General features: G+C 71.6%; 19 protein-coding genes and 3 tRNA genes. 13 read left to right on the top strand and 9 right to left on the bottom strand.

What is annotated here, in order from left to right; genetic code table 11:
- Window positions 1-195: 195 nt before the first annotated feature.
- Both OG379_RS12820 and OG379_RS12815 read right to left on the bottom strand, forming a co-directional pair.
- Window positions 196-672, bottom strand: coding sequence for a DUF5990 family protein (locus OG379_RS12820; RefSeq protein WP_405662230.1), 477 nt, complete (start codon window positions 670-672; stop codon window positions 196-198).
- A 28-nt stretch (window positions 673-700) separates the two neighbouring features.
- A complete protein-coding gene (locus OG379_RS12815; protein WP_405662228.1) occupies window positions 701-1,495 on the bottom strand; it encodes an aminotransferase class IV in 795 nt (264 codons plus the stop codon).
- 69 nt (window positions 1,496-1,564) lie between these two features.
- Here OG379_RS12815 and OG379_RS12810 point away from each other — a divergent pair, with 69 nt between their 5' ends.
- From OG379_RS12810 to OG379_RS12800, 3 genes are read left to right on the top strand one after another with little or no spacing between them, the layout of a single operon-like run.
- Complete coding sequence (locus OG379_RS12810; protein ID WP_393761815.1) at window positions 1,565-2,143, top strand: NADPH-dependent FMN reductase; 579 nt, start codon at window positions 1,565-1,567, stop codon at window positions 2,141-2,143.
- A gap of 54 nt (window positions 2,144-2,197) precedes the next feature.
- The gene (cutA, locus tag OG379_RS12805; RefSeq protein ID WP_405662225.1) at window positions 2,198-2,536 is read left to right on the top strand and encodes a divalent-cation tolerance protein CutA; all 339 of its coding nucleotides are present in this window, start codon (window positions 2,198-2,200) and stop codon (window positions 2,534-2,536) included.
- Complete coding sequence (locus tag OG379_RS12800; protein WP_405662223.1) at window positions 2,533-3,012, top strand: gamma-glutamylcyclotransferase family protein; 480 nt, start codon at window positions 2,533-2,535, stop codon at window positions 3,010-3,012. Before cutA ends, OG379_RS12800 begins: the two co-directional genes overlap by 4 nt.
- On the opposite strand, the gene OG379_RS12795 is transcribed toward OG379_RS12800, so the two are convergent.
- Together OG379_RS12795 and OG379_RS12790 are read right to left on the bottom strand one after the other, a co-directional pair.
- On the bottom strand, window positions 2,975-5,050 hold the full coding sequence (locus OG379_RS12795; protein ID WP_405662221.1) for a molybdopterin oxidoreductase family protein: 2,076 nt from the start codon (window positions 5,048-5,050) through the stop codon (window positions 2,975-2,977). The genes OG379_RS12800 and OG379_RS12795 overlap by 38 nt on opposite strands.
- 67 nt (window positions 5,051-5,117) lie before the next feature.
- Entirely contained in the window at window positions 5,118-5,873 is a 756-nt protein-coding gene (locus OG379_RS12790) for a vancomycin high temperature exclusion protein (RefSeq protein ID WP_405662219.1), read from the bottom strand.
- A gap of 197 nt (window positions 5,874-6,070) precedes the next feature.
- On the opposite strand from OG379_RS12790, the gene OG379_RS12785 reads away from it, so the two are divergent.
- The 5 genes from OG379_RS12785 to OG379_RS12765 all read left to right on the top strand — a co-directional run bounded on the left by OG379_RS12785 (window position 6,071) and on the right by OG379_RS12765 (window position 12,948).
- Window positions 6,071-6,976, top strand: a complete 906-nt coding sequence (locus OG379_RS12785) for a sirohydrochlorin chelatase (RefSeq protein ID WP_405662217.1) — start codon at window positions 6,071-6,073, stop codon at window positions 6,974-6,976.
- Between the two features lie 36 nt (window positions 6,977-7,012).
- Window positions 7,013-8,323, top strand: coding sequence for a deoxyguanosinetriphosphate triphosphohydrolase (locus OG379_RS12780; RefSeq protein WP_405662215.1), 1,311 nt, complete (start codon window positions 7,013-7,015; stop codon window positions 8,321-8,323).
- Between the two features lie 118 nt (window positions 8,324-8,441).
- Window positions 8,442-9,701, top strand: a complete 1,260-nt coding sequence (locus tag OG379_RS12775) for an NAD(P)/FAD-dependent oxidoreductase (protein WP_405662212.1) — start codon at window positions 8,442-8,444, stop codon at window positions 9,699-9,701.
- Window positions 9,702-9,796: 95 nt separating this feature from the next.
- Window positions 9,797-11,704, top strand: coding sequence for a DNA primase (gene dnaG / locus OG379_RS12770; RefSeq protein ID WP_405662211.1), 1,908 nt, complete (start codon window positions 9,797-9,799; stop codon window positions 11,702-11,704).
- A gap of 161 nt (window positions 11,705-11,865) precedes the next feature.
- Window positions 11,866-12,948 carry an RNA polymerase sigma factor gene (locus OG379_RS12765; RefSeq protein WP_405668490.1) on the top strand — a complete coding sequence of 361 codons (1,083 nt, stop codon included), beginning with the start codon at window positions 11,866-11,868 and terminating at the stop codon, window positions 12,946-12,948.
- Window positions 12,949-12,994: 46 nt separating this feature from the next.
- Here the strand turns inward: OG379_RS12765 and OG379_RS12760 are convergent, their stop codons facing one another.
- From OG379_RS12760 to OG379_RS12745, 4 genes are all read right to left on the bottom strand, one after another.
- Window positions 12,995-14,917, bottom strand: coding sequence for an ABC transporter ATP-binding protein (locus OG379_RS12760; protein ID WP_405662208.1), 1,923 nt, complete (start codon window positions 14,915-14,917; stop codon window positions 12,995-12,997).
- Window positions 14,917-16,650, bottom strand: a complete 1,734-nt coding sequence (locus OG379_RS12755) for an ABC transporter ATP-binding protein (protein ID WP_405662206.1) — start codon at window positions 16,648-16,650, stop codon at window positions 14,917-14,919. The genes OG379_RS12760 and OG379_RS12755 overlap by 1 nt, the downstream gene beginning before the upstream one ends.
- 111 nt (window positions 16,651-16,761) lie before the next feature.
- Entirely contained in the window at window positions 16,762-18,207 is a 1,446-nt protein-coding gene (locus OG379_RS12750; protein ID WP_393761792.1) for an FGGY family carbohydrate kinase, read from the bottom strand.
- A gap of 81 nt (window positions 18,208-18,288) precedes the next feature.
- Entirely contained in the window at window positions 18,289-18,600 is a 312-nt protein-coding gene (locus OG379_RS12745; protein WP_405662204.1) for a YtxH domain-containing protein, read from the bottom strand.
- Window positions 18,601-18,771: 171 nt separating this feature from the next.
- On the opposite strand from OG379_RS12745, the gene OG379_RS12740 reads away from it, so the two are divergent.
- From OG379_RS12740 to OG379_RS12730, 3 genes are all read left to right on the top strand, one after another.
- Window positions 18,772-18,844 (top strand) — tRNA-Asn (locus OG379_RS12740).
- A gap of 5 nt (window positions 18,845-18,849) precedes the next feature.
- Window positions 18,850-18,922, top strand: a tRNA-Asn gene (locus OG379_RS12735).
- A gap of 211 nt (window positions 18,923-19,133) precedes the next feature.
- Window positions 19,134-19,207 (top strand) — tRNA-Ile (locus tag OG379_RS12730).
- Window positions 19,208-19,383: 176 nt separating this feature from the next.
- On the opposite strand, the gene OG379_RS12725 is transcribed toward OG379_RS12730, so the two are convergent.
- Window positions 19,384-20,307 (bottom strand): MBL fold metallo-hydrolase, encoded by a 924-nt coding sequence (locus tag OG379_RS12725; protein WP_405662202.1) that lies wholly within the window; start codon window positions 20,305-20,307, stop codon window positions 19,384-19,386.
- Window positions 20,308-20,463: 156 nt separating this feature from the next.
- Here OG379_RS12725 and OG379_RS12720 point away from each other — a divergent pair, with 156 nt between their 5' ends.
- On the top strand, window positions 20,464-20,697 hold the full coding sequence (locus OG379_RS12720; RefSeq protein WP_405662200.1) for a hypothetical protein: 234 nt from the start codon (window positions 20,464-20,466) through the stop codon (window positions 20,695-20,697).
- The gene (locus OG379_RS12715) at window positions 20,684-22,093 is read left to right on the top strand and encodes an amidase (RefSeq protein ID WP_405662197.1); all 1,410 of its coding nucleotides are present in this window, start codon (window positions 20,684-20,686) and stop codon (window positions 22,091-22,093) included. Before OG379_RS12720 ends, OG379_RS12715 begins: the two co-directional genes overlap by 14 nt.
- The last annotated feature ends 5 nt before the right edge of the window (window positions 22,094-22,098 follow it).

Genomic DNA, 22,098 nt, shown 5'->3' with positions numbered 1-22,098 from the left:
CCCGCCCGGTGCCGATCGGGTGAGCCCACCCCCCCAGCGAGTGTGACGCAGATCACACGAATGGACCTCTGTCGGCCGGGCAAACGGTCTCTACCCCCCCACGGGACGGCAGCCCCCCCGCCGGCCCCACGGCAACCGCCCTCACCGGCCCACCCCCCCTGGGACCGGTGAGGGCGGTGTCGTTCCCCCTCCGGTTCAGCTCCCCCGAGGGCTGTTCCCGTCCGTCGCGGACCACTCGATGTCCGGCGGCCGTACACGGGCGCACCGGGGCTGACCCCTGCCGTCGGTCAGGCGCAGCCGCGCGGTGAGATGCCCCGACCGCGAGGCGGCCTCCAGGACCTCCGGGCCGATGTCGCTCATCATCAGCTTGGCGCGGCGGAACATCGTGAAGAGACCGGAGTCGTCCACGGTGCCCCAGGACAGATAGACGAAGCGCCCTCCGAGCCGGTTCTGGACGTACGGTCCCGACACCTCGATGCCCTCCGCGGTGGGTACGGCGGTGCAGTCCAGGGTCCAGGAGGCGCGAGCCGCGTCGCCCGGGTGCAGGCCGAGCAGTTCGCCAGGCCGGTCCTTGCGCTGCACGCCGACGTGAATGTTGTCGAAACCGGCGAAGTCGGTGTCGGGGCCGCAGGTGCGGCCCGGGAGTTCCGATGCTTCGATATGGATCTGCATGGCCCCATGCTCCCGCATGCCGGGGTGGTCAGACGGCGTCGCGAGGAGTGGCCTCGTACACCTGGCCGAGCAGTGTCATCAGGTCCTCGTCGACGGTGAAGGGCGTGTCGTCGATCCGGTGGACCGGCGCGATGCCCTGCGAGTTGGTGACGAACGCCGCCCGGTACGCGTCCAGCCCGTCCAGCGTCACTCCGTGCCGTAGCGAGGGCCGGTCCGTCCGTTCGAGTCCGCTCTCCAGCAGTGCCATGGTGATGCCGGTCAGCGCCGGGGCGTCCGGCCAGACGACCGAAGTGCCGTCCCAGAAGCCGATGTTGGTGATCGACCCCTCGGTCACCATGCCGCCCGGCGAGGTCAGCAGCGCCTCGTCGAACCCCGCCCGGCAGGCCTGCTGCCCGTAATAGATCTGGCAGAACTCGCCGGGGCGCTTGATGTGCGGCAGGGAGCGCGCGAACGGGACCGACATCAGGCTCTGCGGTGCGCCGTCCGCGCGGGCGGGCTCCCGCACAGTCACCATCGGCACCGTCGCCGCGCTGCCCGGTGGCATGAAGGCGTGGACCCGGACCGACGCGTCCCGGGCCCCGGCGCCGTCGAGCGCGTGCCCGATCAGTTCACGCACGCGCTCCCCGTCCAGGGGCAGGCCGAAGAGCTCCCGGTTCGCGGAGTCCAGCCGGTCCAGGTGCAGCGCGAGGCCTCGTACGGTGCGGTTTCTGACCTGCATCGCGGTGAAGTGGCCGTAGCTCGCGAAGGCCGGGATCCGCAGATCGTCCCCGGTGGCGGGGCGGCCGTCGAACTCGACGTAGAGGTCCGGTGCGAAGATCGTCATGACCTCCAGCGTAGGTGTCGCGCCACGGCGCTTGACCTCAATCATGGTTGAGGTGTGAGTCTGCGATGCATGGACCTCACCACAGCTGTTCCCACTCCGTCCGACGCCCCGCTGAAGGTCGCCGTCATCCTCGGCAGCAACCGTGAGGGGCGCTTCGGGCCCGTCGTCGCCGAATGGTTCCTCGGGCGGGCGGCCGGCCACCCGGACATCGAGACCGAGCTCATCGATGTCGCCGAGACCGAACCGCCTGCCACCGGGGCCGCCGAGGTGGCTCCCCGGCTGGCACAAGCCGACGCCTTCGTCGTACTGACCCCCGAGTACAACCACTCCTACCCGGCCCCGCTGAAGAACCTCATCGACCGGCACTTCGCCGAATGGCAGGCCAAACCCGTCGCGTTCGTGTCGTACGGCGGAATCTCCGGCGGCCTGCGGGCCGTCGAACACCTCCGCCAGGTCTTCGCCGAACTGCACGCCGTCTCCATCCGCGACACCGTCTCCTTCCACAACGCTGGCGCGCTCTTCGACGACCGGGGCGTGCACAAGGACCCGGGCCAGGTCGACGGGGCGGCCAAGAGGATGCTCGACCAGCTGGTCTGGTGGGGCCGCGCCCTGCGCGAGGCCAGGACCCGGCACCCGTACGCCGGCTGACCCGCGAGCGCCGACAATCGAAGGGCACGGACGCCGAGAACGAGGAGACCCGGGATGACCGAGCCCGCATGGCTGACCGTACTGACCACGACGGACAGCGAGGAGAAGGCCCACGCCCTGGCCCGGGGCGCGGTGGACGCGCGGCTCGCCGCCTGCGCCCAGATCTCGGCGCCCGTCACCTCCGTCTACCGGTGGCAGGACGCCGTCGAGACCGCTCAGGAATGGCAGGTGCTGTTCAAGACGGCGGCCGCGCGTTACGACGAGCTGGAGGCCCACCTCGTCGCGGCCCACGGCTACGGGACGCCCGAGATCATCGCGACGCCCGTCGTGCGCGGCAGCGACCGCTACCTCGCCTGGGTGTCCGCGGAGACGGCTCCCGACGCGAAGCTGTGACCGGCGCCCGGCTGCCCTTCTTCGTATACGGCACCCTGCTCCCGGGGGAGCCCAACCACGACCGGTTCCTCCGGGGCCGTACCCGTGGGGAACGGCCGGCCGTGCTGCCGGGCGCCCTCCTCTACGAGGGCCCGGGCTATCCGTACGCGATCGAGGGCCACGGCACCGTCCACGGCGCACTGGTCACCGCCGCGCCCGGGGCGTACCCGGAACTGCTCGGGCTCCTGGACGACCTGGAGCAGTACCTGGGACCGGACCACCGGCGCAATCTGTACGAGCGGGTGGTCCGCCGGGCCGTCCCCGCGGAGCTGCCGGACGCGCCCGGCTCCGCCGCGCTTGGTTCCGCCGAGCCAGTGCGCGCCTGGGTGTACCTCGCCGCCACGGCCGTCGCCCGCTCCCTGCGCACCGGTGGCACACCCGTACCGGGCGGCGACTGGCTCAGCCGGCCGCTTCCACCCGCACGGCGCACACCTTGAACTCCGGCATGCGTGACACCGGGTCCAGCGCCGGGTTCGTCAAGGAGTTGGCCCGGCCCGCGCCCGGCCAGTGGAACGGCATGAACACGGTGTCCTGCCGGATCGCCACGGTGATCCGCGCCGGTGCCACCGCCCGCCCCCGCCGCGAGGTGACCGCGACGTCCTCGCCCTCGGCCACCCCGATCCGCTCGGCGAGCCGGGGATGCAGCTCCACGAAAGGCCCGGGGGCGGCTGCGTTCAGCTCGGCCACCCGGCGGGTCTGCGCCCCCGACTGGTACTGGGACACGACCCGCCCGGTGGTCAGCACCACCGGGTACTCCGCGTCCGTCTCCTCCGCGGCGGCCCGGTGCGTGACGGGGACGAACCGGGCCCGGCCGTCGTCCGTGGCGAACCGCTCCAGGAACAGCCTCGGCGTCCCGGCGTGCTCCTCGTCCGGGCACGGCCAGAACACTCCGTCCTCCGCCGCGATCCGGGCGTAGGTGATGCCCGCGTAGTCGGCGGGACCGCCCGCCGAGGCCCTCCGCAGCTCGTCGAAGACCTCCTCCGGATCGGCCGGGAAGCCTTTCCCGTGCCCCAGGAGCCCGGCCAGCGCGTTCAGCACCTCCAGGTCGCTGCGCACCCCTTCCGGCGGGGTGACCGCGCGCTGCCGCAGCAGCACCCGGCCCTCCAGGCTGGTCGTCGTCCCGCTCTCCTCCGCCCACTGCGTCACCGGCAGCACCACATCGGCCAGCGCCGCCGTCTCCGACAGCACCACGTCCGCGACCGCCAGGAAGTCCAGCGACTTCAGCCGCTCCTCGATGTGCCCCGCGTGCGGCGCCGACACGACCGGGTTGGACCCCATGACCAGCAGGGACCGCACATCCCGCCCCAGGGCGTCCAGCAACTCGTACGCACTGCGCCCCGGCCCCGGCAGTGAATCGGGGTCGATGCCCCAGACCCCGGCCACATGGCGCCGCGCCGCCGGATCGGTGAGCTTGCGGTAGCCGGGCAGCTGGTCGGCCTTCTGGCCGTGCTCCCGGCCGCCCTGCCCGTTGCCCTGCCCGGTCAGACAGCCGTACCCGGAGAGCGGACGGCCCGCCCGGCCGGTGGCCAGGCAGAAGTTGATCCACGCGCCGACCGTGTCCGTCCCCTTCGACTGCTGCTCGGGACCCCGCGCGGTGAGCACCATCCCGCTCTCCGCCCCGCAGAACATCTCCACGGCCTCGCGCAGCTGCGGCACCGGCACCCCGGTGAGGCGCTCCACCAGCTCCGGCCAGTGCGCCATGGCGCCCGCCCTGGCCTCGTCCCAGCCGCTCGTCCGGGCGCGGACGAACTCCTCGTCCACCCGGCCGTCCGCCACGACCAGATGCAGCATGCCCAGCGCGAGGGCGAGGTCGGTGCCCGGCCGGGGCGCCAGGTGGAGATCCGCCTGTTCGGCCGTCCTGGTCCGGCGCGGATCGATGACGATCAGCCGGCCGCCGTTCTCCCGCAGCTCGGTCAGATAGCGCAGCGCGGGCGGCATCGTCTCCGCGAGATTCGAGCCGACCAGGATCACGCACCCGGTCCGGGGGATGTCCTCCAGAGGAAACGGCAGCCCGCGGTCGAGACCGAAGGCCCGCTGGTGCGCGGCGGCCGCCGAGGACATGCAGAAGCGGCCGTTGTAGTCGATCTGCGAGGTGCCGAGCACCACCCGGGCGAACTTCCCGAGGGCGTACGCCTTCTCGTTGGTGAGACCGCCCCCGCCGAATACGCCGACGGCGTCCGCGCCGTGCTCCGCGCGCGTCCCGCGCAGGCCGTCCGCGATCCTCCCCAGCGCCTCGTCCCAGCTCGCCGGCGCCAGCTCACCGCCCTCGCCGCGCACGAGGGGCCCCGTCAGCCGCACCCCCGCGGCGAGCACGGCGGGAGCCGTGCGCCCCTTGCCGCACAGGGCTCCCCGGTTGACGGGGAATTCCGTACGCTCCACGACCTCGACCACCCCGCCGTCGGTGACCGGTCGCAGCTTCATCCCGCACTGGAGCGCGCAGTACGGGCAGTGGGTGGACGTCTCGGTGCGGGCCATACACCCAGCGTGCGAGGCGGGTATTACGAGTGCCGGTGCGTCCGGTTACGCCCCCGGTACGCACACCTCAGCCCGCCCCGCCCGCCGCCGTGAGGTCACCCGCGAGCGCCTCCTCCACCCCCGGCTCCCGCGGCCCCAGGAAGTGCGGGTCCGGCTCGAACACCACGTCCAGGAGCGCCTTGCCCGCCGCGAACACCTCCCGCGTCCCGCCGTAGTACCAGGTGGCATCGTGTACGTCGTCGGCCCCCACCCCGTACGCGTCGATCCCGGCCGAGCGGCACAGGGCGATCGCCCGCCGTATGTGGAAGCCCTGGCTCACCAGGACGGCCCGGTCGACCCCGAATATCCTCTTGGCCCGGACGCAGGAGTCCCATGTGTCGAAGCCCGCGTAGTCGCTGACGATCCGGCCGTCCGGCACCCCGCGCGCCCTGAGGTACGTGCGCATGGCGTCCGGTTCGTCGTACTCCACGCGGCTGTTGTCCCCGGTGACCAGCAGGGCCCGGACCTTGCCCGCCCTGTACAGCTCGGCGGCTGTGTCCAGCCGGTGCGCGAGATACGGCGACGGCCGGCCCTCCCACAGCCCCGCCCCGAACACCACGGCGACCTCCCGCGCCGGGGCGTCGGCCGTCGTCCGCACCCGGGAGTCGGCCGTGGTGTGCAGCCAGGCCGCGGGCGCCAGCGCCACCGCGCAGACGACCATCAGCACCTGCACGAGCCGCCGCTGCCCCCGCCGGGTCCGCACCAGCCGCGGCCGCGCGGCGGCGAGCCCTCCCAGCGCCACGCGCCCCACATGGCGGAGCCCTCCCGGTGTCCTCAGCCGCATGCCCGCGCCCCCCGCGCTCGTACCTGATCCCTCAGGAAAGGGACGAACGACAAGGACGAAAGGTTCGCGGCCGATGCGAATTCACGCTCCGGTGTGAACACGCACTGACACCCAGGGCCCCCACCCTGTGAGGCAGAGGCAAACACCCGTCACCGGTGCGAAACGGCCCGGCAACGTCCGCCCGGCACCATCGGTCCATGACGGAGACGGCACCGGAACACCCTCGTGAGCCCCTGCCCCTCGACAGCACGGCGCAACTCCTGACCCGTATCACCGCCCAGCTCGGAACCCAGCTCAGCCTCGTCTCCCCGAACGGAACCCGCAGGCCTATGCACCGCATCCGGAGATCCGCCCCGACCCTGGTCGCCGTCGCGCACGGCAGCCGGGACCCGCAGGCCCTGCAGACCGTCCTGGAACTCCTGGACCGGGTACGGGAGTTGCGGCCCGCCCTCGACGTCCGGCTCGGCCACATCGAGCTGAACGAGCCCCTGCTGCCGGACACACTGGACGGCATCGGGCGGGGTGACGCCGTGCTCGTGCCCCTGCTGCTCGGCCGCGGCCACCACGTCCGGCACGACCTGCCTCTCGCCGCGGCGGCCGCGGGCCACCTCCGGACCCGGGTGGCAGCCCCGCTCGGACCGCACCCGCTGCTCGTCGAGGCCCTGTACGAGCGCCTGGCCGAGGCCGGCTGGCGGGACGAGGACGGCACGAGCCGCGACGCCGCCGTCGTGCTCGCCGCCGCCGGATCGCGCGACCCCGACTCGGACGTCGACGCGCGCCGCACCGCCGCCATGCTCAGCGACCGCCTCGGCGGGGTGCCCGTCGTGCCCGCCTACGCCTCGGCGGCCACCCCCGACGTGCCCACCGCCCTGCGCGCACTCGCCGCCCGCGGCCGCCACCGGGTGGCCCTCGCCTCCTACTTCACGGCCCCCGGCCGCTTCGCGACCGTCTCGGCCGCCGCCGCCCCGGGCGTCGCCGCCGCCCCGCTGGGCGCGCACCCCGCCATGGCGCGCCTCCTGCTGCACCGCTACGACCAGGCCCTCACCGGGACCGCGTCCGCCCACGCACCCCTGGCACACCCGCCCCTGCTCGCCACCGCCTGACCGTTCCTGTCAGCCCCCCGGTCTAATCTCGGGAGCATGGACGGTACGCACGACCCCAGGGACACGCCCTACGGCACCGCTGACACCGAGCGCTGGGACACCGAGCCCGACAAACGGCCCGGACGTACGGCCTTCCAGCGCGACCGCGCCCGGGTGCTCCACTCCGCCGCCCTGCGCAGGCTCGCCGGCAAGACCCAGGTCGTCACGCCGGGCACCCGCGGCCTGTCCTGGGACGCCAGCCCCCGCACCCGGCTCACCCACTCCCTGGAGTGCGCCCAGGTCGGCCGGGAGCTCGGCGCCGCGCTCGGCTGCGACCCCGACCTCGTGGAGGCGGCCTGCCTCTCCCACGACATGGGCCACCCGCCCTTCGGGCACAACGGCGAACAGGCCCTCAACGACTTCGCGTCGGACTGCGGAGGCTTCGAGGGCAACGCGCAGTCGCTGCGCCTGCTGACCCGCCTGGAACCGAAGCGTTTCGTCCGCGATCCCCGCAGCGGGGAGCTCGTCAGCGTCGGGCTCAATCTGACCCGTGCCGCCCTGGACGCCGCCACGAAGTACCCGTGGCCCCGGGGCGCGCACCCCACCGACCCGGACTCACCGAAATTCGGGGTGTACGAGGACGACCTGCCGGTCTTCGCCTGGGTCCGCGAGGGCGCGCCCCAGGACGGCAGATGCTTCGAGGCCCAGGTCATGGACTGGTCCGACGACGTCGCCTACTCGGTGCACGACTTCGAGGACGGGCTGCACGCCGGGCACATCGACCCCGGCTGCCTCTTCTCCGAGCCGGAGCGCGCGGAGATCTGGGGCGTCGCCATCGGACGGTACGTCCCGGCGGGCACCGACCCCCAGGAGCTCACCGACGCCCTCGACCGCCTCACCGCCCAGGAGTGGTGGCCGCACGGCTACGACGGCACGGCGGTAGCCCAGGCCCGGCTGAAGGACGCGACGAGCCAGCTCATCGGCAGGTTCTGCCTCGCCGCCGAGGCCGCGACCCGTTCCGCGTACGGACCCGGCCGGCTCGGCAGGTACGGCGCCGAGCTGATCGTCCCGCGCGAGGTGCGCAACGAGTGCGCCGTGCTCAAGGCCGTCGCGGACCGTTACGTCATGCAGCGCGCCGAGCAGGAGGTCATCCGCGCCGATCAGCGGATCGTCATCGCCGAGCTCGCGGCCGCGCTCACCGCCCGCGCGCCCGAAGGACTCGAACCGCAGTTCCGTGCGCTGTACGCGGCGGCCGCCGACGACCGGGCCCGCAAGAGGGTCCTCGTCGACCAGATCGCCGCGCTGACGGACGCCTCCGCACGAACCCTCCACGGGAGTCTCACGGGTGTTGGGCAGACTGGACCATGACCGGGCCACATGCCAGCGGCGGTGACCTGATCGGGGCACACCCTCTTTCGCCATCACGCTGCGTGCGGGACGCTCGCAGGTGGCGGCGCCGCGCAGCACAGTACCGAGGAGGCATCAAGTGGTCGACGCACATCGGACGTTCGTCATCATCGGCGGAGGGCTCGCCGGAGCGAAGGCGGCCGAGACACTCCGGGCGGAGGGCTTCAGCGGCCGGGTGATCCTCATCGGCGACGAGCGCGACCACCCGTACGAGCGGCCGCCCCTGTCCAAGGGGTACCTGCTGGGCAAGGACGAGCGGGACTCGGTGTTCGTCCACAAGACCGCCTGGTACGCGGGCGCCGACATCGAGCTCCACCTCGGCCAGGTGGTCACCTCGATCGACCGGGCCGGCCGCTCCGTGCAGCTCGGCGACAACACGGTCGTCCACTACGACAAGCTGCTGCTCGCCACGGGCGCGGAGCCCCGCCGTCTCGACATCCCGGGCACCGACCTCGTCGGCGTCCACCACCTGCGGCGTCTCGCCCACTCCGACCGGCTGCGCAACGTCCTCGCCGCCCTCGGCCGCGACAACGGCCACCTGGTGATCGCCGGAGCCGGCTGGATCGGCCTGGAGGTCGCCGCGGCGGCCCGCGGCTACGGCGCGGAGGTCACCGTCGTCGCCCCCTCGCCGACCCCGCTGCACCACGTCGTCGGCCCGGAGGTCGGCCAGATCTTCACCGAGCTGCACGCGGAGCACGGCGTCCGTTTCCACTTCGGCGCCCGCCTCACCGAGATCACCGGACAGGACGGCCTGGTCCTCGCGGCCCGTACCGACGACGGCGAGGAGCACCCCGCCCACGACGTGCTCGCCGCCATCGGCGCGGCGCCGCGGACCTCGCTCGCCGAGGCCGCAGGGCTCGACATGGCGGGCCGGGCCGAGGGCGGTGGTGTCGTCGTCGACGCCTCCCTGCGCACCTCCGACCCGCACATCCACGCCGCCGGGGACATCGCCTCCGTGGACCATCCGCTCTTCGGCCGCCGGCTCCGCGTGGAGCACTGGGCGAACGCCCTGAACAGCGGACCGGCCGCCGCGAAGGCCATGCTCGGCCAGGACGTGTCGTACGACCGGGTGCCGTACTTCTTCTCCGACCAGTACGACCTCGGCCTGGAGTACTCCGGCTGGGCCCCGCCCGGTTCGTACGACCAGGTCGTCATCCGGGGCGACGCCGGCAAGCGCGAGTTCATCGCCTTCTGGCTGAAGGACCGCAGGGTTCTCGCCGGGATGAACGTCAATGTGTGGGACGTCACCGAAGGCATCCAGAAGCTGATCAAGGCCGCCCGGCCGGTCGACCCGGACACCCTGGGCGACCCCTCGGTGCCCCTGGAATCCCTGCTCTGACCGGTGGCCCGGACATCCGGGACGGGCCGGCGCCCGGGGGCGTGCCCCCGCTGCCGCCGGTCCCGGATGCCCGGCCCCACCCGTAGACTTCACGCGTGGCAGGCAGGATCAATGACGACGACGTGAAGGCGGTCCGGGACGCGGTCCCGATCGACGCCGTCGTGTCCGAGTACCTTCAGCTGCGCAACGCGGGCGGCGGTAACCTCAAGGGCCTCTGCCCCTTCCACGACGAGAAGTCCCCCTCCTTCCAGGTGAGTCCGGCCAAGGGCCTGTTCCACTGCTTCGGCTGCCAGGAGGGCGGCGACACGATCGCCTTCGTGATGAAGATCGATCACCTCACCTTCTCCGAGACGGTCGAACGCCTCGCCGGGCAGGCGGGCATCACCCTGCGGTACGAGGAGGGCGGCTACAACCCCTCCCACCAGCGCGGCGAGCGCATCCGCCTGGTCGAGGCCCACAAGATCGCCGCGGACTTCTACCGCGAGCAGCTGAACGGCCCGGAGGCGGAGATCGGCCGGGCGTTCCTCGCCGCGCGCGGCTTCGACCAGGACGCGGCGGCCCACTTCGGTGTCGGCTACAGCCCCGCGGGCTGGGACCACCTCACCCGCTATCTGCGCGGCAAGGGCTTCAGCGACAAGGAGCTCATCAGTTCCGGTCTCTCCCAGGACGGCCGCCGCGGCCCCATCGACCGCTTCCGCGGCCGGCTGATGTGGCCGATCAGCGACACCTCGGGTGACATCGTCGGCTTCGGCGCCCGCAAGCTCCGCGACGACGACAACGGCCCGAAGTACCTCAACACCCCCGAGACCTCGATCTACAAGAAGTCCCAGGTGCTGTACGGCATCGACCTGGCCAAGAAGGACATCGCCAAGGCGAGCCGCGCCGTCGTCGTCGAGGGCTACACCGATGTCATGGCCTGCCACCTCGCCGGGGTCACCACCGCCATCGCCACCTGCGGCACCTCGTTCGGCAACGACCACATCAAGATCCTCCGACGGCTCCTGATGGACAACGGCAGCGCCCGGGTCATCTTCACCTTCGACGGTGACGCCGCGGGCCAGAAGGCGGCCCTGCGCGCCTTCGAGGACGACCAGAAGTTCGCCGCCGAGACGTACATCGCGATCGCCCCGGACAACATGGACCCGTGCGACCTGCGGCTCGCCAAGGGCGACGACGCCGTCCGGGACCTGGTGGAGCCCCGCACCCCGCTCTTCGAATTCGCGCTCCGCCAGATCGTCGGCCGGTACGACCTGGAGACCCCGGCCGGCCGGGCCGCCGCGCTCGACGAGGCCGCCCCCGTCGTCGCCAAGATCAAGACGAGCAGCGTGCAGCGAGAGGTGGCCGTCCAGCTCGCCGGTTTCGTCGGCATCCTCGACCAGGAATTCGTCGTCCACCGGGTCAACCAGCTCGCCCAGTGGGCCCGCGGGCGGGGAGACCAGCGAGGACCCGCGTCGGCCTCGCGCGGCGGCAGCGCGCAGCACCAGCAGGTCCAGGCCCCCGCCGTACCGTCCGGCCCCGCGCTCAACCTCCGCAGCCCCGCGCACCGCACCGAGCGCGAGCTGCTCAAGCTTGCTCTGCAGAAGCCCGCCCTGGTCTCCCCGGCGTTCGACGCCTACGGAGTCGACGAGTTCACCGCCCCGCCCTACGCCGCCGTGCGCCAGTGCATCGCGGAGGCGGGCGGCGCGGAGCTGGGCGTCGCCGAGACCCGCGAGTATCTGGTCCAGGTGCTCGACGCGACCCCCGACGACACGGTGCGCAAGCTCGTCACCGAGCTCGCGGTCGAGGTCTTCCACGGCAAGACCATCGACGAGTCGTACGCGGGCCAGCACCTCGTCAAGGTCCGCCTCCGCGCCGTCGACCGCAGGATCGAGGACGTACAGAGCAGCCTCGCCCGCCTCGGCAGCAATGTCGCCCCGGACCATCTGGCCGCCGCGCAGAACGAGGTCTGGGTCCTCCAGCAGTACGCACAGTCGCTGCGGAGCCACGGCGCCGACGCCCTCTGAGCCGGATCAGCGACCCGTTACGCTCCGGACGCAAAAAGTCACCGCACGCCCCTCGTGGCGGCGATGTGTCGTACCCCACACTGGGTGACGGTTCCTGAGTCGTCGGAGCGCGGCCGGTCCGCCCGGGGCGGACTCCATCCCCGCGGTCCGCCAGCGATCACCTGGAGGTCGCCCCCGTGCAGACCCGGACCGTGCCGACCACGACCGAGCATGTCCCGGCGATCCCCGCGCAGAACCGGGTCACACGTCACCCGGAGACGGCGGGCACGCCCCAGACGGTGCTGGAGGAACCGGTGGAGCCCTCCGAACCGCGGAGCCGCTCGGAAGCGGGCGGACCGACCTCCGACCTCTTCCGCCAGTACTTACGGGAGATCGGGCGGATACCACTGCTCAGCGCAGCCGAGGAGGTCGACCTCGCCCGCCGTGTCGAGGCGGGACTCTTCGCCGAGGAACGGCTCGCCTCCACCCCCGACCCCGACTCCCGGCTCGCCTTCGACCTGGACCGGCTCGTCGTCATGGGACGTATGGCGAAGCGCCGGCTCATCGAGGCCAACCTCCGCCTCGTGGTCTCCGTGGCCAAACGCTACGTGGGCCGGGGTCTGACCATGCTCGACCTGGTCCAGGAGGGGAACCTCGGACTGATCAGGGCGGTCGAGAAGTTCGACTACGCCCGGGGCTACAAGTTCTCCACGTACGCGACGTGGTGGATCCGCCAGGCGATGTCCCGCGCGCTGGCCGACCAGGCCAGGACCATAAGGGTCCCGGTGCATGTCGTCGAGCTGATCAACCGGGTCGTGCGCGTCCAGCGCCGTCTGCTCCAGGAGCGCGGCTACGAGCCCACCGCCGAAGAGGTCGCGGCCCAGCTCGACCTGACCCCGGAACGTGTCGTCGAGGTCCGGCGCCTCGCCCAGGAACCCGTGTCCCTGCACGCCCCAGTCGGCGAGGAGGACGACGTCGCCTTCGGCGACCTCATCGAGGACGGAGACGCCGCCTCACCCGTGGAGTCCGCGGCCTTCCTCCTGCTGCGCGAACACCTGGAGACGGTGCTCTCCACCCTCGGGGAGCGGGAGAGGAAGGTCGTCCAGCTCCGCTACGGGCTCGACGACGGGCGGCCCCGCACGCTCGAGGAGATCGGACGGATCTTCGGCGTGACACGCGAACGCATCCGCCAGATCGAGTCCAAGACGCTCGGCAAGCTGCGGGACCACGCCTTCGCGGACCAACTGCGCGGCTACCTCGACTGAGAGGGGCCGGGCTCCGCCCACCAGGGCCGAGCCCGGCCCGCCCCGGTCAGTCGACCTCGGCCAGTGCCTCCGCGAACTGCGCGGCGTACAGGCGGGCGTAGGCCCCCTCGGCCGCCAGCAGCCCCTCGTGCGTGCCCTGTTCGACGATCGAGCCGTTCTCCATCACCAGGATCACGTCCGCGTCCCGGATGGTGGAGAGCCGGTGCGCGATCACGAAGCTCGTACGGCCGTGGGCCAGCCGCGCCATCGCCTTCTGGATCAGCACCTCGGTCCGGGTGTCCACCGAGCTGGTGGCCTCGTCGAGCACCAGGATCACCGGGTCGGACAGGAACGCCCGCGCGATGGTGATCAGCTGCTTCTCGCCTGCGCTGACCCCGCTGCCCTCGTCGTCGAGCACCGTGTCGTAACCGTCGGGCAGCGTACGGACGAAGCGGTCGGCGTGGGCCGCCCGCGCGGCCTCCTCGATCTCCTCACGGGTGACCTCGCGCGACGCGCCGTAGGCGATGTTCTCCGCGATCGTGCCGCCGAACAGCCAGGTGTCCTGGAGCACCATGCCTATGCCCGAGCGGAGTTCGTCACGCGACATCCTCGCCGCGTCGACCCCGTCCAGGACGATCCGCCCGCCCGTCACCTCGTAGAACCGCATCAGCAGGTTGACCAGCGTCGTCTTGCCGGCCCCGGTCGGGCCGACGACGGCGACCGTGTGGCCGGGCTCCACGCTCAGCGAGAGGTCCTCGATGAGGGGCTTCTCCGGGTCGTAACGGAAGGACACGTTCTCCAGGGAGACGCTGCCGCGCCGCTCCTCCGGCCGCTCCGTCGGCTCCGGGTCGGGCTCCTGCTCCTCGGCGTCCAGCAGGCCGAAGACCCGCTCCGCGGACGCGATGCCCGACTGCACCAGGTTCGCCATCGAGGCGACCTGCGTCAGCGGCATCGAGAACTGCCGCGAGTACTGGATGAAGGCCTGCACGTCACCGATCGACAGCGCACCCGACGCCACCCGCAGACCGCCGACGACCGCGACCAGCACGTAGTTCAGATTCGACACGAACATCATCAGCGGCTGCATGATCCCGCTGTTGAACTGGGCCTTGAAGCCGGCCTCGTACAGCGCGTCGTTCTGCTCGGCGAAGTCCCTCGCGGACTCCTCCTGCCGCCCGAAGACCTTCACCAGGGCGTGGCCGGTGTACATCTCCTCGATGTGGGCGTTGAGCCTGCCCGTCACCTTCCACTGCGCCACGAAGTGCGGCTGCGACCGCTTGCCGACCCGCGCCGCGACGAAGACGGACAGCGGGATCGTGACCAGCGCGACCAGGGCGAGCAGCGGCGAGATCCAGAACATCATGATCAGGACGCCGACGATGGTCAGCAGGGAGTTGATGAGCTGGCCCATCGTCTGCTGCATCGTCTGCGAGATGTTGTCGATGTCGTTCGTCGCCCGGCTCAGCACCTCACCGCGCTGCTGCCGGTCGAAATAGGAGAGCGGGAGCCGCGCCAGCTTGGTCTGCAGGTCCTCGCGCAGCTGGAAGACGACCCGGTTGATCACCCGGATCGACAGCCGGGTCGACACCAGCATCAGCAGCCCCGCGCCGACGTACACCACCAGCGCCGCCAGCAGGACCTGGCCCACCGCACCGAAGTCGATGCCGTCGCCGGGGGTGAAGTCCACCCCGGTCAGCATGTCGGCGAGCCCGCCGTCGCCCCGCTCGCGCAGGCCGGCGATGGCCTGCTCCTTGGTCGTGCCGTCCGGCATCTGCCGTCCGACGACACCCGCGAAGATCAGGTCGGTGGCCCCGCCGAGGATCTTGGGCCCCAGCACGGAGAGCGCCACGCTCAGCGTTCCCGCGCCCAGCATCAGATACAGCGAGGACTTCTCCTTGCTGAACCGTCTCAGGAGCCGCTTCCCGGACCCCTTGAAGTCCATGGACCGCTCGGCGGGCCCTGCCATCATCCGTCCGCCCGGCCCGGCCATCAGGCGGCCTCCGCTTCCGTCAGCTGGGAGAGCACGATCTCCCGGTAGGTTTCATTGCCGTCCATCAGCTCGTGATGGCTGCCCGTCCCGACGACCCGGCCCTCGTCCAGCACCAGGATCCGGTCGGCGTCACGGATCGTGGAGACCCGCTGCGCCACGGTCACGACGGTCGCCCCCGCCGTCTCGCGGGACAGCGCAGCGCGCAGCGCGGCGTCCGTCGCGTAGTCCAGGGCCGAGAAGGAGTCGTCGAAGAGGTAGATCTCCGGCTGCTGCACCAGCGTCCGCGCGATCGCGAGCCGCTGCCGCTGGCCACCGGAGACATTGGTGCCGCCCTGGGCGATCGGTGCGTCGAGCCCGTGTTCCAGCCGCTCCACGAAGTCCTTCGCCTGCGCCACCTCCAGGGCGTGCCACAGCTCCTCGTCGGTCGCGTCCGGATTGCCGTAGCGGAGATTCGTCGCGACCGTCCCCGAGAACAGATACGGCTTCTGCGGGACCAGGCTCACGGTCTTCGCCAGCAGGACCGGATCCAGCGTCCGCACGTCCGTACCGTCGACGAGCACATCGCCGTCCGTCGCGTCGAACAGCCGCGGTACGAGCCCGAGCAGCGTCGACTTCCCGCTGCCCGTCGACCCGATGATCGCGGTCGTCTCCCCGGGCCGCGCCACGAGATCGACCGAGCGCAGCACCGGCTCCTCGGCACCCGGGAAGCGGAACTCCGCGCCCCGTATCTCCAGATGGCCGTGTTTGAGCAGCTTCGTGACCGGAGCGGTGGGCGGAACCACGCTCGACTCGGTCTCCAGGACCTCCTGGATGCGCTCGGCGCAGACCTCGGCACGCGGCACCATGATGAACATGAAGGTGGCCATCATCACCGACATGACGATCTGCATCAGATACGCGAGGAACGCGGTCAGCGCCCCGATCTGCATCCCGCCGCTGTCGATGCGGTGCGCCCCGAACCAGACCACGGCGATGGACGACAGGTTCACGACCGTCATCACCGTCGGGAACATCAGGGCCATCAGCCGCCCCGTCGACACCGCGACGTCCGTGAGCTCCGTGTTGGCGCGGCGGAAGCGTTCCTCCTCGTAGCCGTCACGGATGAAGGCGCGGATGACGCGGTTGCCGGTGATCTGCTCGCGCAGCACACGGTTCACCGTGTCCAGCCGCACCTGCATCGTGCGGAACAGCGGCCGCATCCTCCGCACGATGAGGCTCACCGAGATGCCGAGCACGGGCAGCACGGCCAGCAGCACCGCCGACAGCGGGACGTCCTGGCCGAGCGCCATGATGACGCCGCCGACACACATGATGGGCGCCGACACCATCAGGGTGAACGCCATCAGGACGAGCATCTGGACCTGCTGCACGTCATTGGTCGTACGGGTGATCAGCGAGGGAGCCCCGAACCGTCCCACCTCGCGTGCGGAGAACGACTGCACCCGGCCGAAGATCGACGCCCGCACATCGCGTCCCAGGGCGGAAGCCGTCCGGGCCCCGTAGTAGACCGCCCCGATGTTGCAGACGATCTGGACGACGCTGACGGCGATCATCACGCCGCCGAATTCCAGGATGTAACCCGTGTCGCCCTGCACGACACCGTTGTCGATGATGTCCGCGTTGAGGCTGGGCAGATAGAGGCTTGCGCAGGTCTGCAGCAGCTGGAGGAGCACCAGCAGCACGATGGGACGTCTGTACGGACCCAGATAGGTCCGCAGGAGTTTTATGAGCACGCGAGTCTCTCGGAGTCGGCGAGGGCAGAGGCCGGTCCATACTCCGGCACCCCCCACCCCGACTGCCAACGCTTTTGTCCAAGTCCCGGTCAAATTCCGGGACCGCGTCGCTCAGGCGGTTCCGCCGAACGCCCCGGGGTGGATCTGGTCCCTTGTCGCCCCGTACTGCTGGCGTACCGCGCGGCCCACGGCGAGCTCCTCACCCGGCTCCAGCACCTGCGCCGCCGCGCCCTGCCAGGCCGGGGGAGTACGCGGGTCGAGCTTCCCCTCCGAGACCCCGAGGGCCCACGCCGCCTGCCTGGCCGCGCCCAGTGCCGCGTACTCGGCGGGCTGCGGCACCACGACCTGGGTCCCGAACAACGCGGGCGCCAGCGCCTGCACGGCGGGCAGTTCGGCGGCGGCGCCCAGCAGGAACACCCGCCGCACCTCCACACCCCGGTCCCGCAGCACGTCCAGGGCGTCGGCCAGTGAGCACAGCATCCCCTCGAAGGAGGCCCGCGCCAGGTGCTCGGGCTTCATCGACTCGCGCCGCAGCCCGCTCAGCGTTCCCGCGGTGTGCGGCAGGTGCGGGGTGCGCTCGCCCTCCAGATAGGGGAGCAGGACGAGCCCCGAGGAACCCGGGGTCGACTTCAGCGCCAGCGCGGACAGTTCGTCGAGGCCCTCCAGGCCCAGCATCTCGGCCGTGCCGCGCAGTGCGCGTACCGCGTTCGACGTGTGGACCACCGGCAGATGCATCCCGGTCGCGTCGGCGAAGGAGGTGATCATCCCTGTGGGGTCGGCCAGCGCCTCATGGTGCACGGCCATCACCGAACCCGAGGCGCCCAGCGACACCACGGCGTCCCCGACCGCGACGCCCAGCCCGAAGGCCGCCGCCATCGTCTCGCCGGTACCCGCCGAGATCAGCAGCCCTTCCGGGGTCGTCCCCGCGGCGTCGGCCGGGCCGAGGACCTCGGGCAGCGCGGCCTGATGGCCGAGCGCGAGTTCCACGAGATCGGGCCGGTAGGACCCGGTCCCCGCCGACCAGTAACCGGTGCCGGACGCGGCACCGCGGTCGGTCGTACGCCGGGCGGGCCGGCCGAGGAGCTGCCACACCAGCCAGTCGTGCGGCTGCAGGACGGCGGCGACGCGCTGCGCGTTCTCCGGCTCCGACCGCACCAGCCAGCGGAGCTTCGCCACGGGCTGCGCGGCCTGCGGGACGGCCCCCACGGCCTCGGCCCAGGGCTGCCGCCCGCCGAGCCCGTCGATCAGATCCGCCGCGGCGGCCTGCGCCCGTCGGTCGTTGCCGAGCAGCGCCGGCCGTACGAGATTGCCCTGGTGGTCCAGCGGCACCAGCCCGTGCTGCTGCGCGGACACACCGATGGCCTGCACGCCTTCGAGCAGCCCTCCTGAGGCCGCCTCACCGAGTGAGAGCAGCCACGCCTGCGGATCCACCTCCGAGGCCTTGGCCTCGATGGGATGCGCGGCGTACCCCTGCCGCAGCACCGCACCGGTGTCCGTGTCGCAGACGACGATGTGCGTGAAGGCGGATGAACTGTCCAAGCCGGCCACTATGCCCATGGACACGATTCTGCCGCACCCGGAGACCGTTCCGTACGCGGACCGTTCCGTACCGGGCGTGTGCCCGGTACGGAACGGGCCTCAGGTGTTCGTCGTACCCCAGTCGTCGCTGGCGCCGTGGCCGTTGCGCTCCCGCAGCGAGCGCACCCGTTCGGAGACGGACACGGGGACCTTCTCCCCGACCTTCTCGCTCACCGAGTGGTACGCCTTGCCGGCGAAGTCCCTGCCGCCGTGCGCGGCGGACTCCGCCGCGTTCCGCACAGCGGGGTTCTCGGCCAGTGTCTGCGCGGCCTTCTTCAGCTGCTCGTAACGCTCGCGCCCGGCTCGCGTGCCGAGCACGTAACCGAGGGCCACTCCGGCGATGAACGTGAGCCGGTACCGCATGGCTGCCACCCTTCCTTCGCTCCGTGCGACGTGTGCTGCCCGCCTACCCGCACACACCGAGATCACCCCGGGAGATACCGATTGGCGGAGCACCCCCCTGGTTGCGCTAATGTATGTGTCGCAGCGAACGCGCGCCGCTCGGCAGCCGCCAGGCAGGTACGATTCGAGGCAACGCAGCAATCCCCTGTAGCTCAATTGGCAGAGCAGCCGGCTGTTAACCGGCAGGTTACTGGTTCGAGTCCAGTCGGGGGAGCGCGATCCCCTGTAGCTCAATTGGCAGAGCATTCGGCTGTTAACCGGAGGGTTACTGGTTCGAGTCCAGTCGGGGGAGCGATACGGAGAAGGGCCCCTCGGGGCCCTTTTTCGTGTGCCCGCGCGAGGGTGCTCGTGACTCTTTCGGGGCGATTCCGCACCGCCCGGAACCGGGCAGCACGCAGCGCAGTCTTCATGGTCATGCGAAGCCGACCATCCGCAGCAGGAGATCGTATGACCGGCTATGCTGCGGCAGAAGGCGCGCACACTTGTACGCGCCACGCCGTGACGGGGCGGTAGCTCAGCCGGTTAGAGCAGCGGACTCATAATCCGTCGGCCGTGGGTTCGAGTCCCACCCGCCCCACCGTAGAGCCAAAAGGTTTCACCCTTTTGACCAGGAACAACAGGTAGGCCCCCGCATCGGCGGGGGCCTTTTTCGTTGCTCCGGGATCGTCTGCCCGCCCGGTGCTCACTCGAAGTGCCGAAGGGAGTCCCGGGGTGGGCGGGGGGACGCGCCTCGCACAGGCGCTCGACGTCCGCTCAGCCGTGGACGGGTGCCGCCGGTGCCAGTCGGTACGCGTCGCCCTCGCGGCGTACGTGTCCGGCGGTGGGCGGCGGGAAGTGGCTGCCGAGCAGGAGCGTGGGCGTGCCCGCGAGTGAGTCGAGCATCTGGCGCCGTGTCCTGGTGGCGAGTTCGGGTGCGATGTCCACGCAGCTGCAGAGGCCGGGGTGTGACAGCTGGACCGGGTGGTGGATGCTGTCGCCGGTGACCAGGGCGTCCTCGCCCCCGCTGCTCAGCCGCACCGCCATCTGCCCGGGGGTGTGGCCGGGGGTGGGCAGCAGGCGCAGGCCCGGTGCGATGTCCGTTCCCTCGTCCGCGACGTCGACGAGGTCGAGCAGGCCGGCGTCCCGGACGGGGTGGACCGAGTCCCGGAACATCTGCTGCCGGGCTTCCTCCAGCTCGGTCCCGGCCCAGTGGTCCCACTCGGTGCGGGCGGTGAGGTAGCGCGCGTTGGGGAAGGTGGGGACCCAGTCGTCGCCCTCGGCGCGTGTGTTCCAGCCGACATGATCGGTGTGGAGGTGGGTCAGGATGACGAGGTCCACGGTCTCCGGGGCGAAGCCCGCCGCCCGCAGTCGAGCTTCGTAGTCGCTGTTCAGGTCGTGCCAGGCGGGGTTGGCGCGCCGCTTGCCGTTCCCGATGCCGGTGTCGACCAGGACCCGCATGCCGTCCACCTCGACGGCGAAGCTGTGGCTCGCCAGGCGGAGCGAGCCCTGTCCGTCGGCGAAGTCGGGGTGAAGCCAGGGGGTCCCGGTGACGACGCCGGCGGTCGCTCCGGGCAGTAGCCACTTGCCGGTCCCGGAGGGGAGGGCGCTCTCGTCGATGCGCCGCACGGTGTGGTCGCCCACGGTCCACGCGGGCGTCCTGGGGGTGGCTGTGGTGCTGGTCGGCGAGGTCGCGGACATGACTGTCTTCCTTACCTGTTGCGGCTAAAAGCGATTGGTTTGCTTTAGCTGACCGTAGGGCCTACGTTCTCCTAAAGCAAACGATTCGCATTTACGTGATCGTAGGTCGGGGGTGCTCCCCGGCCCGCCGCATCGCGCAGAACCGGAAGGACGCGCATGACCAGCGAACTCACTCCCCAGGAGGCAGCCCGAGGGGCGCTGCGGGCGGGGCTCCCTCTCGGCGGTGACCGCCATGAGGCGGTGGCCGCGACGGCCAACCACATCCACTCCGTCATCTCCACGCTGCGGGAACTCGACTTCGGCGACACTCCGCCCGCGGCCTCCTTCCGGGCCGGAGAGCCCGCGGCCTCCTTCCGGGCCGGAGAGGAGGGCACCGATGCAGCCGTTTGAGCTGTCGCTCACCGAGGCCTCCCGGGCGGTGCGCGCACGGGAGTTGTCCCCGGTCGAACTCACCGAATCCGTACTCGCTCGCATCGGCGCGGTCGACGGACGGCTCGGCGCCTATGTCACCGTCACCGCGGACGCGGCCCGGGCCGCGTCCGCCCGTGCCGAGCGGGAGATCTCGACTGGCGGACCGCGTGGGCCGCTGCACGGGATCCCCATGGGTCTCAAGGACCTGATCGACGTCAAGGGGATGCCCACCACTGCGAGTTCGGACGTCCGGGCCGGGCATGTCGCGGAGCGCGACAGCCATGTGGCGGAACGGCTCGGCGCCGCCGGGGCGGTCCTCCTGGGCAAGACGCACACGCATGAGTTCGCGTACGGCCTGACCACGCCGCAGACCAGCAACGCCTGGGACCACAGCCGTGTGGCCGGAGGGTCCAGCGGCGGATCGGCGGTGGCCGTCGCCGCGGGTGCGGCGACGTTCGCCCTGGGCACGGACACGGGCGGCTCCATCCGGGTTCCCGCGGCGCTGAACGGGGTGGTGGGCCTCAAGCCGACCTACGGCCTCGTCTCCCGCTCCGGCGTCACCTCGCTCTCCTGGTCCCTGGACCACGTCGGCCCCCTCACCCGCACCGTCCAGGACGCGGCTCTGGTGCTGGCCGCGACAGCCGGTCACGACCCGCGCGACCCCGCGAGTGTGTCCGGACCGCCGGCTGACCACTCCGGAGGAGGTGACCTGAGGGGGCTCAAGGTCGGCGTGCCCGGCAATTACTACTTCGACCGGGTGTCGCCCGAGGTCGAGGAGGCGGTACGCCAGGCGATCGGGCGGCTGTCGGAGCTCGGGGCGGAGCTCGTCGAGGTCGAGATCCCGATGGCGCGCTACATCCAGGCCGTTCAATGGGGGCTGATGGTTCCCGAGGCCTCCGCCTACCACGAGCGTTCGCTGCGGGCCGCCCCCGGTCTGTACGCGCCGGACGTCCGCATCCTGCTGGAGGCCGGTGAGCTGACCTCGGCGGGCGACTACCTGCGCGCCCAGCGGGCCCGGACGATGATGCGCGACGCCTGGGCCCGGATGTTCGACGGGATCGACGTGCTGGCCGCCCCGACCGTGCCGATGACGGCCGCCGAGGCCGGCCAGGACACCGTCGAGTGGGCCGACGGCACCGTCGAAGCGGTGTCCGACAGCTACGTACGGCTCTCCGCCCCGGCCGACATCACCGGCGTACCGGCCCTCTCCCTTCCGGTCGGCCACGACCGCGCCGGCCTGCCGATCGGTATGCAGCTGATGGCGAGGCCCTTCCGGGACGCGACGGTCCTGCGGGTCGGACGGGCCTACGAGGAGGCCGCGGCCGACCGGGGGCGGCTCGCCCCGGTCGCAGTCCGAGGCCCGGCCGTACCGTGACCTCA

This window comes from Streptomyces sp. NBC_01166 (genome assembly GCF_045039765.1).
Lineage (GTDB): Bacteria > Actinomycetota > Actinomycetes > Streptomycetales > Streptomycetaceae > Streptomyces.
Note: the sequence above shows the minus strand (reverse complement) of the source record. Positions and strands in the feature narration are given on the sequence as shown.